Raw genomic sequence first — 14474 nt, forward strand, 5'->3', positions numbered from 1 at the left:
ATGGAAGGTTAGCGCGACCACCGTGGCGTCGATCCGTTACCCGGCGGCGTCGAGCAGAATCCGGACCAGGTCATCGTGGTTGTCGCGCATGAGGTTATGCGCCCCGTCGAGCGAATGTGTCGTCCACGCCGGGTCGGTCCGCAGCCGCTCGTACGTGGGCGCGAAGGGCGATTCGGTCGGCCAGCGCTGCGCGTAGACGAACGTCCGGCGGACATCCGGCGGTGTGTTGCCGAGCCGGATCGGCTGCAGCAGCGATGCCAGCGGGTGTGCCGTCGCGCGTGCGTCGAAGAACGGCAGCGGCGGCACGCCGTAACCCGTGGCATCCACGCCGATGTACCACTCGCGTTGTGCGTCGTTGGTCAAGGTCCAACAGGAATCGCCGTCGCGCGGCACGAACGCATCCAGGTACACCAGCGAATCAACCTGCTGCGGTACACGATCCGCAACAGCGGTGATCACCATGCCCCCGTAACTGTGGCCGACCAGGACGGTATCGGTCACCTGCCGGGACCTCATCTCGGCGATCACATCGGTGATGTGGGTTTCCAGGTTGACCCCGGCATGGGCCAGGTGGGCACGCTCGGCCACCCCGGTCAGCGTCGGCGCCAGCACCCGGTGACCTTCGGCGCGCAACGCGGCGGCGAGATCGTCGAAGCACCACCCGCCGTGGCAGGCACCGGGCACCAGCACATAGGTCCTCATCGGGAACTCCTGTCGGCGAGGGTGTTTCGCCGATATTCGGCGGTGACGCGGGCCAGCTCCTCGGGATCTCCGGCGTGCATCTCGCGATTGGCATGCACCACGGCCGTGGTCTCGGGGACCCGGCGGGCCTCGTAGCCGGCGACGCCCCGGCCGGCGGCAAGCTCATCGGCGAGGGCGCGGGCGTCGAGGATGGCCTGGGAACCGCCGTTGGCGCCGACGGGGTACATCGGATGCGCGGCGTCCCCCAGCAGCGTGACGCGTCGAGTACCCCAGCGGGACAACGGCTCGCGGTCGACCATCGGATACTCGAACACCGCCTCGGATCGGTTGACCAGTTCAGCCGGGTCCAGCCAGTCCAGCCGCCAGCCCGACATGCGGGCCGCCACCGTCGCGGGATCGACCTCGGTGTTCCAGTTCGCATCCCCCGGAAGTGGACCGGGCGCGGCCTCGGTGACCTGCAGCACCCAGTTCACCTGATCGCCGCCGATGGGGTAGGTGACCAGTTCGACCCCGTCGTCACCTTTGACGATGGCCATCGTGCGGCCGTCGAGAAACGGCTGAATATGGCCGGCGCCCCGGAACATCCGCACGCCCGACCAGGCCAGTGGATCGGGACCGGGGTGCAACTGCCTGCGCACCTCGGAGTGCACGCCGTCCGCGCCGACGAACACCGCGGCGGTGAACTCACCTGCGTGCGTGGCCACGCGCACCCGGTGGTCGGATTCCTCGAAACCGGTGACCGCGGCGCCGGTGCGTACCGCGTCGGGACCCAGCCGGGTTCGGACCGCCTCGAGCAACAGCATCTGCAGCCGTCCGCGATGCACCGAGCACTGCGGATACCCGTAGCCGCCTTCGATTCCGCGGGGCTCGCGGAACAACAGGGCGCCGTCGGAGCGGTAGAAATCGATCACGGCGGGGGTCGCGGACATGGCCAGTAGGGCCTCGCCCAGGCCGAGTTCGGAGAGTTCGCGTACCGCGTGGGGCAACAGGTTGATGCCGACGCCGAGGGCCCGCAGTTCCCGGGCGCTCTCCAGGACTGTGACCTGGAAGCCCTTGGCGTGCAGCGCGAGTGCGGTGCTGAGGCCGCCGATTCCGGCGCCGGCGATGACGATGGGGTCTGTGGACATGACTCCAGCCTGGTCAGCGTCGAATGATAAGTCCAATACATAGTCATTCCACAAACTATTGTGATTTCTTATGGAATTGCGCCAGCTCGAATACTTCGTCGCGGTGGCCGAGGAAGCCAACTTCACCCGTGCCGCCGAGCGTGTTCACGTCGCGCAACCTGCAGTCAGCGCGCAGATCCGGCATCTGGAACGCGAACTCGGCCATGAGCTGTTCGACCGCAGCCGCCGGGCGGTGCGGCTGACCGCTGCCGGCGCGGCGGTGCTGCCGCACGCCCGGGCGGCGCTGGCCGCGGTAACCGCGGCCCGCACTGCCGTCGACGAACTCGGCGCGCTGGTGCGGGGTTCGGTGGTGGTGGGCACCGTGACGGCCCATGACTTCGACATGCCGGATCTGCTGGCCCAGTTCCACGCCGCGCACCCGCTGGTCGACATCACCCTGACCACCGACGAGTCCGACGCACTGCTGGACGGTCTGCGTTCGGGACGCCTCGATGTGGCCATCGTGTCGGTGGGCGCCGAACTGCCTGCCGGTTTGGCTGCCGAGGTGGTGACCGATCAGCGCATCGTCGCCGCCGTGGCGGACGACCATCCGTGGGGTCGGCGACACCGTGTCGCGCTGCGTGATCTCGTGGACCACCCGATCATCGCCCTGCCGAGCGGCGCCGGGATCCGCCACCAGTTCGACCAGGCCTGCCGTGCGTCCGGGGTGGCGGTACGCGTCGCCTTCGAGGCGAGTACCCCGAATGCGTTGGCCGAGCTCGCCGAGCGTGGGCTCGGAGTCGCGGTGTTGCCGGAATCCGTGGCCATCACCCGCCCGGCGCTGCACCCGCTGCCCATCACGCCCGAGCTGCGCGGCCGGCTGGTGTTCGCGTGGCGGGTGCAGGGCCCGATGAGCCCGGCCGCCAAGGTCTTGATCGAGATGGCTCGTCGCCGTCTGCGCGTCGGTGGCCCCGCATAGAGTGAGGGCCGTGAGCCCCGCGAAGACCGAGACGAAGAACGCGCCGAACCCGACCGCCGACGACAAACCCACATTGATGCTTCTCGATGGCAATTCGCTGGCTTTCCGGGCGTTTTACGCGCTGCCCGCCGAGAATTTCAAGACCCAGGGCGGGCTGACCACCAATGCGGTCTACGGGTTCACCTCGATGTTGATCAACCTGCTGCGGGACGAGCAGCCCAGCCACGTGGCGGCCGCGTTCGACGTGTCGCGCCAGACCTTCCGCAAGGACAAGTACCCGGAGTACAAGGAAGGCCGGTCCGCCACGCCCGACGAGTTCCGCGGGCAGATCGACATCACCAAGGAGGTGCTCGGCGCTCTTGGCATCACCGCGCTGGCCGAGCCGGGCTTCGAGGCCGACGACATCATCGCGACGCTGGCCACCCAGGCCGAGCAGGAGGGCTATCGGGTGCTGGTGGTCACCGGCGACCGTGACTCGCTGCAGTTGGTCACCGACAACGTCACCGTGCTCTACCCGCGCAAGGGGGTCAGCGAGCTGACCCGGTTCACCCCGGACGCGGTGGTGGAGAAGTACGGGCTGACCCCGACGCAGTATCCGGATTTCGCGGCCCTGCGTGGGGACCCGAGCGACAACCTGCCCGGCATCCCCGGGGTCGGGGAGAAGACGGCGACCAAGTGGATCGTCGAGTACGGCTCGCTGCAGTCACTGGTCGACAACGTCGAGAAGGTCAAGGGCAAGGTGGGCGACTCGCTGCGGGCCAACCTGTCCAGCGTGGTGCTCAACCGTGAGCTGACCGATCTGGTGCGCGACGTACCCCTGGCCCAGACGCCGGACACGCTGCGGATGCAGCCCTGGAACCGCGACCAGATCCACCGGCTGTTCGACGACCTGGAATTCCGCGTCCTGCGGGACCGGCTGTTCGAGACCCTGGTCGCCTCCGAGCCGGAGGTCGAGCACGGGTTCGACGTCCGTGGCCGGGCGCTGGAACCAGGAGAGCTCGCGGCGTGGCTCGCCGAGCACAGCCTGGGCAACCGGTTCGGCCTGGCCGTGGTCGGCACCCACCTGGCCTACGACGCCGACGCCACCGCGCTGGCCATCGTGGCGGCCGACGGCGACGGGCGTTACATCGACACCGCCACGCTGACCCCTGAGGACGAGGAGGCGCTGGCGCGGTGGCTGGGGGATCCCGGCCCGCCGAAGGCGCTGCACGAGGCGAAACTGGCCATGCATGATCTGGCCGGCCGGGGCTGGACGCTGCGCGGCGTCACCTCCGACACCGCGCTGGCCGCCTATCTGGTGCGTCCGGGCCAGCGCAGCTTCGCACTCGACGACCTGGCGGTGCGCTACCTGCGCCGTGAGCTGCGGGCCGAAACGCCTGAGCAGCAACAGCTTTCGCTTCTGGACGATTCGGACGGCGTCGACGAGCAGGCGGTGCAGACGCTGATCCTGCGGGCCTGCGCGGTGCTGGACCTCGCCGACGCGCTGGACGAGGAACTGGCCCGTATCGACTCGTCGTCACTGCTGGGCCGGATGGAGCTGCCGGTGCAGCGGGCGCTGGCCCAGATGGAGTCCATCGGCATCGCCGTCGACCTGGACAAGCTGCAGGAGCTGCAGAGCGAGTTCGCCGATCAGATCCGCGACGCCGCCGAGGCCGCCTATGCGGTGATCGGCAAGCAGATCAACCTCGGGTCGCCCAAGCAGCTGCAGGTGGTGCTGTTCGACGAACTCGAGATGCCGAAGACCAAACGCACCAAGACCGGTTACACCACCGACGCGGATGCGCTGCAGTCCCTGTTCGACAAGACCGGGCACCCGTTCCTGCAGCACCTACTGGCCCACCGTGACGCCACCCGGCTCAAGGTCACGGTCGACGGCCTGCTCAACTCGGTCGCCTCCGACGGCCGCATCCACACCACCTTCAACCAGACCATCGCGGCGACCGGCCGGCTCTCGTCGACCGAGCCCAACCTGCAGAACATCCCGATCCGTACCGAGGCGGGTCGTCGCATCCGCGACGCGTTCGTCGTCGGCCAGGGTCCGGACGGACCGTATGCCGAGCTGATGACCGCCGACTACAGCCAGATCGAGATGCGGATCATGGCGCACCTGTCCCGGGACGAAGGCCTCATCGAAGCGTTCAACACCGGTGAGGACCTGCACTCGTTCGTGGCGTCGCGGGCCTTCTCGGTGCCCATCGACGAGGTGACCCCGGAGCTGCGGCGCCGGGTCAAGGCGATGTCCTACGGGCTGGCCTACGGGCTGAGCGCCTACGGGTTGGCCAGCCAGCTCAAGATCTCCACCGAAGAGGCCAAGGTGCAGATGGAGCAGTACTTCGACCGGTTCGGCGGGGTACGCGACTACCTGCGTGACGTGGTCGACCAGGCCCGCAAGGACGGGTTCACCTCGACGGTGCTGGGCCGTCGTCGCTACCTGCCGGAGCTCGACAGCACCAACCGCAACGTGCGCGAGGCGGCCGAGCGGGCCGCCCTGAACGCGCCGATCCAGGGCAGCGCCGCCGACATCATCAAGGTGGCGATGATCAACGTCGACGCGGCGATCAAGGACGCCGGGCTGAAGTCCCGGATGCTCCTGCAGGTCCACGACGAGCTGTTGTTCGAGGTGGCCGAGGGGGAGCGGGACACCTTGGAGGCGCTGGTCCGCGAGCACATGGGCAACGCCTACCCGCTGGACGTGCCGCTGGAGGTATCGGTGGGGTACGGCCCCAGCTGGGACGCCGCGGCGCACTAGCCGCCCATCGGGCGCCGGCTAGCGGGCGTCGGCGCCCAGCCCCACACCCAGTGCGATCAGCGCGGCCCCCATCACGCGTTCGATCCGGCGACGGATGTGGGTGCGGTTGAGGACGTTTCGGGCCCGGTCGGCGGCCACGACGACACCGACGCACCACGACGTGTCGATCACCAGCTGAATGGCGGCGAGCACCAGCAGAGTCGGCAGCACCGGGCCGGTGGTGGGCAGGAACTGGGGGAGTACGACGATGCCGAAGGCCGCCGCCTTCGGGTTGGCGGCGATGGACAGCAGGGCCGCGCGGAACGCCGCCGCCGGGGTGCGGCCGCGTGGCGGCAGTGCCACGTCCATGCCGGCCGGGTGCTTCGCGCTGCGCCAGGCGCTGACACCGAGCCAGACCAGGATCGCGGCCCCGACGATGTGCAGCGCCAGTGACAGCCAGTGGTTGGCGGTCAGCAGGATCGACAGTCCGCCGCCGCCGGCCAGGGTCCAGCCGCAGATGCCGATCTCGTTGCCGACCACCGCCGCCAGCCCCGCGGATCTGCCGTCACGCACCGAGCGGTGCAGGAACAGCGCAGTCGCCGGACCGGGCAGCGCGGCAAGGATCACCGACGCGACCAGGAAGGCAGGCAGTACGTCGAGGATGTGGGCGAGCATGGATGTCAGTAACGCACAGGCGCCTGATAGTTGGCCATCCAGTGCAGGATCGGCGCGGCCGACCGTGCGGCGGTCACGGAGTAGACCTCTTCCTGCTGCAGCGCGTACACCTGGGCATCGCCGAAGCCGCGGTCGATGCGGTCGCGGACGAAGGCCAGCTCGACGACCGCGGCGGCGAACGCCGCGACCGCCTTGCCCGCTGGCCGTCCGCCGGCGAGCGTGGCCTGCTTGATCGCCGCATGGCGGGTCTTCAACGCCCCGAGCCAGGTGGCCTCGTTGGGGGTGATCAGGCCAGCGGCGACCATGCCAGGCAGTTTGGCGGCCACCACGCGCTGCTCGCGGCGGCGACTGGTGACCGCGACCACGATCATGATGACGAAGATCGGCACCATCCAGACCACGTACACGATGAAGTAGGTCCCGGCTCCCACCAGCGACGAACCGTTCCACAGTCCGTGCATGAACACCGCGCCGAGATATCCGGCCAGGATGTACAGAATCTTGGCGCCGGCGCTGCGCCGTTGCAGCGCGAAGTACACCCCGATGGCGGTCATCGTGGTGAACAGCGAGTGGGCGAACGGGGCCATGATGAGGCGCATCGCGGCGGTGACGAGCGACCCGGCCAGTGAGTCGGCGCTGGAGATGTACATGATGTCTTCCAGCCAGGCGAAACCGATGCCGACCAGGCCTGCGTACACCAGGCAGTCGGTCAGTGAGTTGAGCTCGTTGCGGCGCCGCCCGGTCATCATGATCTGCAGGAACAGGCCCTTGGCGGCCTCCTCGATGAACGGTGCCCGGATCGCCACCGAGGCGAAGCTGTGGGCCGATTCAGCCGAGTCGACACCGGGCGCCAGCAGCGCATCGGTGAACAGGCTCAGGATCAGGGACAGCACGACCGCCACCGCGGCACCCCAGCCGAAGGCGAGCAGCAGCAGCCGGGGCGGTTCGGGTTCCCACCGGTCCAGCCACAGGTACGCGAACACGGCCCCGGTCATCACGATGCTGGACAGGGTGAAACCGATGATCGCGCCGGCCGGGTTGAGCGCGGTGAACAGCAGTACCAGTGCCCCGATGACGACGCCGCAGGCGATGATCGCGGCCAGCGGGGCGCCGACCTTGCGAACCGGCCTCGGCAATGGAGCGGTGACCGGAAACCACTGCCGATGGGTCGGTCCGGGGGTCGGGTAGTACGCCACCTGCAGAGCGTAGCCGCGGGCGCACTCGATTCCGGGCACAAAATCGGGCGACCGCCCGGCAAGCCCCGGCCACCCCCGCTGCGGGGGCGGTTTGTCCTGCGTGTGCCTGGTCGAGTACCCTCGTTACGTATCTGTGTACGCAGCTCGACGCGTCATGGATCGGCACTACCGCAATAACAGCAATACAACTGTCCCTACGAGTAAACCTGTCCGGAGCAACCCACCACATGCCAAGTCCCTCCGTCACGTCCCCGCAAGTTGCCGTCAACGACATCGGCTCCGCGGAGGATTTCCTCGCCGCCATCGACAAGACCATCAAATACTTCAACGATGGCGACATCGTCGAAGGGACCATCGTCAAGGTGGACCGCGATGAGGTCCTGCTCGACATCGGCTACAAGACCGAAGGTGTCATTCCTTCGCGCGAACTTTCCATCAAGCACGACGTCGACCCCAACGAGGTCGTTTCCGTGGGCGATGAAGTCGAGGCCCTCGTTCTCACCAAGGAGGACAAAGAAGGCCGCCTGATCCTGTCCAAGAAGCGCGCACAGTACGAGCGGGCTTGGGGCACCATCGAAGAGCTCAAGGAGAAGGACGAGGCCGTCAAGGGCACCGTCATCGAGGTCGTCAAGGGCGGCCTGATCCTCGACATCGGCCTGCGCGGCTTCCTGCCCGCCTCCCTGGTCGAGATGCGTCGCGTCCGCGATCTGCAGCCGTACATCGGCAAGGAGATCGAGGCCAAGATCATCGAGCTGGACAAGAACCGCAACAACGTGGTGCTGAGCCGCCGCGCCTGGCTGGAGCAGACCCAGTCCGAGGTGCGCAGCGAGTTCCTCAACCAGCTGCAGAAGGGCGCCATCCGCAAGGGTGTCGTCTCCTCGATCGTCAACTTCGGCGCCTTCGTCGATCTCGGCGGCGTCGACGGTCTGGTGCACGTCTCCGAGCTGTCCTGGAAGCACATCGATCACCCGTCCGAGGTGGTTCAGGTGGGCGACGAGGTCACCGTCGAGGTGCTCGACGTCGACATGGATCGCGAGCGGGTTTCGCTGTCGCTCAAGGCGACTCAGGAAGATCCGTGGCGTCACTTCGCCCGCACCCACGCGATCGGCCAGATCGTGCCGGGCAAGGTCACCAAGCTGGTGCCGTTCGGTGCGTTCGTCCGCGTCGAGGAGGGCATCGAGGGTCTGGTGCACATCTCGGAGCTGTCCGAGCGCCACGTCGAGGTCCCGGACCAGGTGGTCCAGGTCGGCGACGACGCGATGGTCAAGGTCATCGACATCGACCTGGAGCGTCGCCGGATCTCGCTGAGCCTCAAGCAGGCCAACGAGGACTACACCGAAGAGTTCGACCCGTCGAAGTACGGCATGGCCGACAGCTACGACGAGCAGGGCAACTACATCTTCCCCGAGGGCTTCGACGCCGAGACCAACGAATGGCTCGAAGGCTTCGACAAGCAGCGGGAGGAGTGGGAGGCCCGCTACGCCGAGGCCGAGCGCCGGCACAAGATGCACACCACCCAGATGGAGAAGTTCGCCGCGGCCGAGGCCGAGGAAGCTGCCCGTCCGGTGTCCAACGGGTCCTCGCGGTCGGAGGAGTCCACCGGTGGCACGCTGGCCAGCGATGCACAGCTCGCCGCTCTGCGCGAGAAGCTCGCAGGCAACGCCTAAGTAGTACTGCAACGAACGCCCCGGCCCTTTGGGTCGGGGCGTTCGTCGTTCGGGGGGCCTGTCAGACTGTGGGGCGTGCTTCGCATCGGGTTAACCGGCGGTATCGGCGCCGGGAAGTCAACAGTGTCGGCCACATTCAGCGATCTCGGCGGCATCGTCGTCGACGGCGACGTCATCGCGCGTGAGGTGGTCGAACCCGGAACCGAGGGTCTGGCCAAGCTGGTCGAGGCGTTCGGTGAGGGGATCCTGCTCCCCGAGGGGGCGTTGAACCGTCCCGCACTCGCCGCCGTCGCGTTCAGCGACGACGAGAAGCGCGCCACCCTGAACGGCATCGTGCATCCGCTGGTGGCGCACCGCCGATCGGAACTCATTGCGGCGGCGCACGAAGACGCGGTGATCGTCGAGGACATCCCGCTGCTGGTGGAATCTCAGATGGCGCCGATGTTCCCGTTGGTCATCGTGGTCAACGCCGACCCGGAGATCCGCGTCAAGCGGCTCATCGAGTACCGCGGATTCACCGAGGAAGATGCTCGCGCCCGGATCGCCGCGCAGGCCACCGAGGAGCAGCGCCGCGCGGTCGCCGATGTGTGGCTGGACAATTCGGGCAGCCCCGGCGCCGTAGTGGAAGCGGCCCGTGCCCTCTGGCACGAGCGGATCCTGCCGTTCGCGCACAACCTGCAGATCCGGCAGCCGGCCCGGCGCGAGCCCGTCGTGGTGCCTTATGACCCGACGTGGCCGGATCAGGCCCGACGGATCCTGGCCCGGCTGAACACCGCATGTGGACATCGTGCGGTACGCATCGACCACATCGGATCGACCGCCGTGCCCGGGATGGACGCCAAGGATGTCATCGACGTACAGGTGACCGTGGCGTCCCTGGCGGTCGCCGACGAACTCGCCGACGCGCTGTTGACGGCCGGTTATCCGGTGGTGCCGGGGATTACCGCCGACACTCCGCATGATGACGATCCGGCGTTGTGGCACAAGCGTTTCCATGCCTCGGCGGACCCGGGCCGGCCGACCAACGTGCACATCCGGGTGGACGGCCGGCCCAATCAGCGGTTCGCGCTGATGTTCGTCGACTGGCTGCGGGCCAACCCGGGCGTACAGGCCGACTATCTGGCCGCCAAGCGGGCCGCGATGGCCACACCGGACTACGCCGTGGCCAAGGAGCCGTGGTTCCTGGATGCCTACCGGCGCGCCCAGAAGTGGGCAGAGGCGACGGATTGGCAGCCCTAGGGCGCTGAGCCGCACCGGTTTTCGCACCTGGCCGACCAGCGGGCACGTGTCTGGGCTGCTCGCACGCCGTGCGGTAGCGTTCGAAGCGTCCGAAGGGGGGACGCATGTCACCAGCCAAAACGGCGTTGGTCCCGGTTCGTCAGATCGCGGCCCACGAGCTGGTCGTAGACCAGATGCGGCGGGCGTTGGAACTCGGTCAGTTCCGGCCCGGCGATCGGCTGCCCACCGAACGCGAACTCTCGGACATGCTCGACGTCTCGCGCACGACCGTGCGCGCGGCCGTGGCCGTCCTCGAGAAGGAGGGCCTGATCACCGTGCGGCGTGGCCGGGGCGGTGGGTTCACGGTCCAGGCGCCGCAGTACGACCCGGCCGAGATGCGCCGCGAGCTGCGCCGCAACAAGCGTGAGGTCCGCGATGCGTTCGACTACCGCATCATCGTCGAGACGGGAGCCACCCGGCTGGCCGCCGAGCGCCGCCGCGCCACCGATGTCACCGAGCTACGCAAGCTGCTCAAAGGCATGGAGTCCGCGCTGCGGGTCGGGATGGATGAGCCGTCGGCCCGGCACACCACGGACTTCCAGACGCTGGACTCGGCGTTTCACCTCGGCATCGCCCAGGCTTCGCAGAATGACCGGCTGCTGGAGGCGGTGGCCGACGCCCGCCGGCGGATGTGGCTACCGGTCGGTGCCATCTTCGGACGTCTGGAGCCCAACGCCAACGACTACCACGAGGCGATCCTCGAAGCGATCGAGAACCGTGATCCCGAGTTGGCCGCCGCGCAGATGGCGGCCCACATCGATGACACCCGGCACACGGTCGAGTCCTGGCTGAAGCGCTGACGCTCAGGCGGCAGGCGGCGCGGGTTCCTCCGGTGCCGGGGCCGCCGGATCGACGGGCGCAGGCAGCGCGGTATCCGATCCGGGCGGAACGGCGTCGGGGATGGTGCCCGGCACCGAGTTGTTCAGCGGTGCGCCGCAGGGCAGGCTGCCGTAGTTCGGATCGTCCTTGGGACGGGTGAGCCGCGGGCCGACGAACGTGTCGGCCTGGGCGACGACCTGGTCGTCCACCAGGATCTCGCAGTGCAGGTTCGCCGAGTACGGCCAGTCGATCCGGACCGCCATGCCGGCGGTCTGCGGATTGGAGACCACGCCGGTGGCTTCGAAGATGCGGCCCGGCAGCATCGACGGGTCGGCGGTGTTGATGTTCTGGTCGTCGATCTTGTAGGCGATGGTCGCGTTACGCGACACGCCGTCGATCCGTGCGCGGTAGGTGACGTTGTGGAGCTGCTGGTCGGGCAGCGGCTCGACCTGGGGCGGTGCCTCGGGGTCGGCGTGTGCCGCAGCGGGGATCAACAGTGCGCCGGTGAGCAGTCCTGCCAGCGCGGGGAGGACTCCCCAGGCGTACTTAGCTGAACTCATGAATCCCGACCTTACGCGTCTCTCCACGTGAGGGCCATTCCGTTGCCGGACAACCACCGATCAAGCTGATAGCCGCAGCTCGCCAGGCCCTCGATCGCGCCGGCCGCGGTTTGCACCGCCTGCTCGCCGACCTCCGGGCTGAGCAGACCGTGCCGCACGGCGGTGAGCAACTCGTCGACGTCACACAGCTCGACGCCGCGCCCGGTGCGGATCACCAGGTCCAGGTAGTGGTCCTCGGAATGCCAGGCGCTCGGACCCGCGGTGTAGCTGCCGATGTCGAGGTAGAAGTCCTGGTCACGCTCGTGGCCGGGGTTGAAATGGAACACGCTGGCCCGCAGCCCGAGGGACGGCAGCAACCAGGACTCCAGGTAGTGGAACTGGGCCCGGCCGGGCGTCGGCCGGGCCATGTAGAGGCCCCAGGGCTCGACGGTGTAGACGTCGACGGCCCGCACGATGCCTTTAGGGTCGGTGTTCGTGCGGGCCACCAGGTCGAATGTCTCGTGCTTGGGCGGGTGGATGGGCCAAGCCTACGCGTGCAGCGAACGCGGGCGGAAGTTGTCGGTGCGCAGTTCTAGGCTGGTGAGCATGGCCTTCGCGACCGAACATCCTGTGCTCGCGCATTCGGAGTACCGGGCTGTCGACGATATCGTCCGCACCGGCGCCCGGTTCGAGGTGGTCAGTGAGTACGACCCGGCCGGTGACCAGCCGGCCGCCATCGACGAGCTGGAGCGCCGGATCAAGGCCGGCGAGCGCGACGTGGTCCTGCTCGGCGCCACCGGTACCGGCAAGTCGGCCACCACCGCGTGGCTGATCGAGCGGCTGCAGCGGCCCACCCTGGTGATGGCGCCGAACAAGACGCTGGCCGCCCAGCTGGCCAACGAGTTGCGGGAGATGTTGCCGCACAACGCCGTTGAGTACTTCGTCTCGTACTACGACTACTACCAGCCCGAGGCGTACATCGCCCAGACCGATACGTACATCGAGAAGGACAGCTCGATCAACGACGATGTCGAGCGGTTGCGGCACTCGGCGACCTCGAGCCTGCTGTCCCGGCGCGACGTGGTCGTGGTGGCCTCCGTGTCGTGCATCTACGGCCTCGGCACCCCGCAGTCCTACCTCGACCGCTCGGTGGAGCTGGAGGTCGGCCAGGAGGTGCCACGCGACGGGCTGCTGCGGCTGTTGGTGGACGTGCAGTACAACCGCAACGACATGGCGTTCACCCGCGGCACGTTCCGGGTGCGCGGGGACACCGTCGAGATCATCCCGTCCTACGAGGAGCTCGCGGTCCGCATCGAGTTCTTCGGCGACGAGATCGAGGCGCTGTATTACCTGCACCCGCTGACCGGCGACATCGTCCGTCAGGTCGACTCGCTGCGCATCTTCCCGGCCACCCACTATGTGGCGGGGCCGGAGCGGATGGCGCACGCGATCTCGACCATCGAGGCCGAGCTCGAGGCGCGCCTCGCCGAGCTCGAGGGGCAGGGCAAACTGCTGGAGGCCCAGCGGCTGCGGATGCGCACCAACTACGACGTCGAGATGATGAAGCAGGTCGGGTTCTGCTCGGGCATCGAGAATTACTCGCGCCACATCGACGGCCGGCCGGCCGGTTCGGCGCCTGCGACGCTGCTGGATTACTTCCCCGAGGATTTCCTGCTGGTCATCGACGAATCGCACGTCACGGTGCCCCAGATCGGCGGCATGTACGAGGGCGACATGTCCCGCAAGCGCAACCTGGTGGATTTCGGCTTCCGGCTGCCGTCGGCCGTCGACAACCGGCCGCTGACCTGGGAGGAATTCGCCGACCGGATCGGGCAGACGGTGTACCTGTCGGCAACCCCGGGCGCCTACGAGATCAGCCAGGCCGGTGGCGATTTCGTCGAACAGGTCATCCGCCCGACGGGTCTGGTCGACCCGAAGGTTGTGGTGAAGCCGACGAAGGGCCAGATCGACGATCTGATCGGTGAGATCCGTACCCGGACCGAGCGCGACGAGCGCGTGCTGGTGACGACGCTGACCAAGAAGATGGCCGAGGACCTCACCGACTACCTGCTCGAACTCGGCATCAAGGTGCGGTACCTGCATTCGGAGGTCGACACGCTGCGACGGGTCGAACTGCTGCGGCAGCTGCGCCTCGGCGAATACGACGTGCTGGTCGGTATCAACCTGCTGCGTGAGGGCCTGGACCTCCCCGAGGTATCGCTGGTCGCGATCCTCGACGCCGACAAGGAGGGCTTCCTGCGCTCGACGCGCAGCCTGATCCAGACCATCGGCCGCGCGGCCCGCAACGTCTCCGGCGAAGTGCACATGTACGCCGACAAGATCACCGACTCGATGCGTGAGGCCATCGACGAGACCGAACGTCGCCGGGCCAAGCAGATCGCCTACAACGAGGCCAACGGCATCGACCCGCAGCCGCTGCGCAAGAAGATCGCCGACATTCTCGACCAGGTGTACCGCGAGGCCGACGACACCGAATCGGTTGAGGTCGGCGGGTCGGGGCGCAACGCCTCGCGCGGCAGGCGCGCTCAGGGGGAGCCCGGGCGGGCGGTCAGCGCCGGCATCGTCGAGGGTCGCGACACCTCGAACATGCCGCGTGCCGAATTGGCGGATCTCATCAAGGATCTGACCGAGCAGATGATGGCCGCGGCGCGCGATCTGCAGTTCGAGCTGGCGGCGCGCATCCGCGACGAGATCCAGGATCTGAAGAAGGAGTTGCGGGGGATGGACGCGGCCGGCCTGAAGTAAGCCGGTGTTGACCTCAACA

The 14474-nt window shown here is 68.0% G+C and carries 12 protein-coding genes; 6 read left to right on the plus strand and 6 right to left on the minus strand.

Annotated elements, in window-relative coordinates:
• Positions 1-36: 36 nt before the first annotated feature.
• Positions 37-702, minus strand: coding sequence for an alpha/beta fold hydrolase (locus G6N57_RS19240; RefSeq protein WP_077741012.1), 666 nt, complete (start codon positions 700-702; stop codon positions 37-39).
• Positions 699-1829, minus strand: a complete 1131-nt coding sequence (locus G6N57_RS19245; RefSeq protein WP_077741011.1) for an FAD-dependent monooxygenase — start codon at positions 1827-1829, stop codon at positions 699-701. The genes G6N57_RS19240 and G6N57_RS19245 overlap by 4 nt, the downstream gene beginning before the upstream one ends.
• A 70-nt stretch (positions 1830-1899) precedes the next feature.
• Here G6N57_RS19245 and G6N57_RS19250 point away from each other — a divergent pair, with 70 nt between their 5' ends.
• Together G6N57_RS19250 and polA are read left to right on the plus strand one after the other, a co-directional pair.
• Positions 1900-2787 carry a LysR family transcriptional regulator gene (locus tag G6N57_RS19250; protein ID WP_097925885.1) on the plus strand — a complete coding sequence of 296 codons (888 nt, stop codon included), beginning with the start codon at positions 1900-1902 and terminating at the stop codon, positions 2785-2787.
• Between the two features lie 10 nt (positions 2788-2797).
• Positions 2798-5536 (plus strand): DNA polymerase I, encoded by a 2739-nt coding sequence (gene polA, locus G6N57_RS19255; protein WP_077741980.1) that lies wholly within the window; start codon positions 2798-2800, stop codon positions 5534-5536.
• Between the two features lie 18 nt (positions 5537-5554).
• Here the strand turns inward: polA and G6N57_RS19260 are convergent, their stop codons facing one another.
• Complete coding sequence (locus G6N57_RS19260) at positions 5555-6190, minus strand: LysE family translocator (protein ID WP_097925886.1); 636 nt, start codon at positions 6188-6190, stop codon at positions 5555-5557.
• 5 nt (positions 6191-6195) lie between these two features.
• Positions 6196-7386, minus strand: coding sequence for a PrsW family intramembrane metalloprotease (locus G6N57_RS19265; RefSeq protein WP_077741979.1), 1191 nt, complete (start codon positions 7384-7386; stop codon positions 6196-6198).
• A gap of 227 nt (positions 7387-7613) precedes the next feature.
• On the opposite strand from G6N57_RS19265, the gene rpsA reads away from it, so the two are divergent.
• From rpsA to G6N57_RS19280, 3 genes are all read left to right on the plus strand, one after another.
• A complete protein-coding gene (gene rpsA, locus G6N57_RS19270; RefSeq protein WP_003884756.1) occupies positions 7614-9053 on the plus strand; it encodes a 30S ribosomal protein S1 in 1440 nt (479 codons plus the stop codon).
• Positions 9054-9128: 75 nt separating this feature from the next.
• Positions 9129-10292, plus strand: a complete 1164-nt coding sequence (gene coaE, locus G6N57_RS19275; RefSeq protein WP_077741008.1) for a dephospho-CoA kinase — start codon at positions 9129-9131, stop codon at positions 10290-10292.
• Between the two features lie 104 nt (positions 10293-10396).
• Complete coding sequence (locus G6N57_RS19280; protein ID WP_077741007.1) at positions 10397-11131, plus strand: FadR/GntR family transcriptional regulator; 735 nt, start codon at positions 10397-10399, stop codon at positions 11129-11131.
• 3 nt (positions 11132-11134) lie between these two features.
• Here the strand turns inward: G6N57_RS19280 and G6N57_RS19285 are convergent, their stop codons facing one another.
• Both G6N57_RS19285 and G6N57_RS19290 read right to left on the minus strand, forming a co-directional pair.
• The gene (locus G6N57_RS19285; RefSeq protein WP_077741006.1) at positions 11135-11710 is read right to left on the minus strand and encodes a hypothetical protein; all 576 of its coding nucleotides are present in this window, start codon (positions 11708-11710) and stop codon (positions 11135-11137) included.
• An 11-nt stretch (positions 11711-11721) separates the two neighbouring features.
• Positions 11722-12228 carry a ribonuclease FAU-1 family protein gene (locus G6N57_RS19290; RefSeq protein WP_174814575.1) on the minus strand — a complete coding sequence of 169 codons (507 nt, stop codon included), beginning with the start codon at positions 12226-12228 and terminating at the stop codon, positions 11722-11724.
• Positions 12229-12295: 67 nt separating this feature from the next.
• Here G6N57_RS19290 and uvrB point away from each other — a divergent pair, with 67 nt between their 5' ends.
• Complete coding sequence (gene uvrB, locus G6N57_RS19295) at positions 12296-14455, plus strand: excinuclease ABC subunit UvrB (RefSeq protein WP_077741005.1); 2160 nt, start codon at positions 12296-12298, stop codon at positions 14453-14455.
• Positions 14456-14474: the final 19 nt, after the last annotated feature.

The organism is Mycolicibacterium boenickei, assembly GCF_010731295.1.
GTDB lineage: Bacteria > Actinomycetota > Actinomycetes > Mycobacteriales > Mycobacteriaceae > Mycobacterium > Mycobacterium boenickei.

Bases quoted from the DNA above. Each gene is read 5' to 3' on its own strand.
- G6N57_RS19240 (WP_077741012.1), bottom strand. From the start codon at position 702: ATGAGGACCTATGTGCTGGTGCCCGGTGCCTGCCACGGCGGGTGGTGC.
- G6N57_RS19245 (WP_077741011.1), bottom strand. From the start codon at position 1,829: ATGTCCACAGACCCCATCGTCATCGCCGGCGCCGGAATCGGCGGCCTC.
- G6N57_RS19250 (WP_097925885.1), top strand. From the start codon at position 1,900: ATGGAATTGCGCCAGCTCGAATACTTCGTCGCGGTGGCCGAGGAAGCC.
- G6N57_RS19260 (WP_097925886.1), bottom strand. From the start codon at position 6,190: ATGCTCGCCCACATCCTCGACGTACTGCCTGCCTTCCTGGTCGCGTCG.
- rpsA (WP_003884756.1), top strand. From the start codon at position 7,614: ATGCCAAGTCCCTCCGTCACGTCCCCGCAAGTTGCCGTCAACGACATC.
- G6N57_RS19280 (WP_077741007.1), top strand. From the start codon at position 10,397: ATGTCACCAGCCAAAACGGCGTTGGTCCCGGTTCGTCAGATCGCGGCC.
- G6N57_RS19285 (WP_077741006.1), bottom strand. From the start codon at position 11,710: ATGAGTTCAGCTAAGTACGCCTGGGGAGTCCTCCCCGCGCTGGCAGGA.
- uvrB (WP_077741005.1), top strand. From the start codon at position 12,296: ATGGCCTTCGCGACCGAACATCCTGTGCTCGCGCATTCGGAGTACCGG.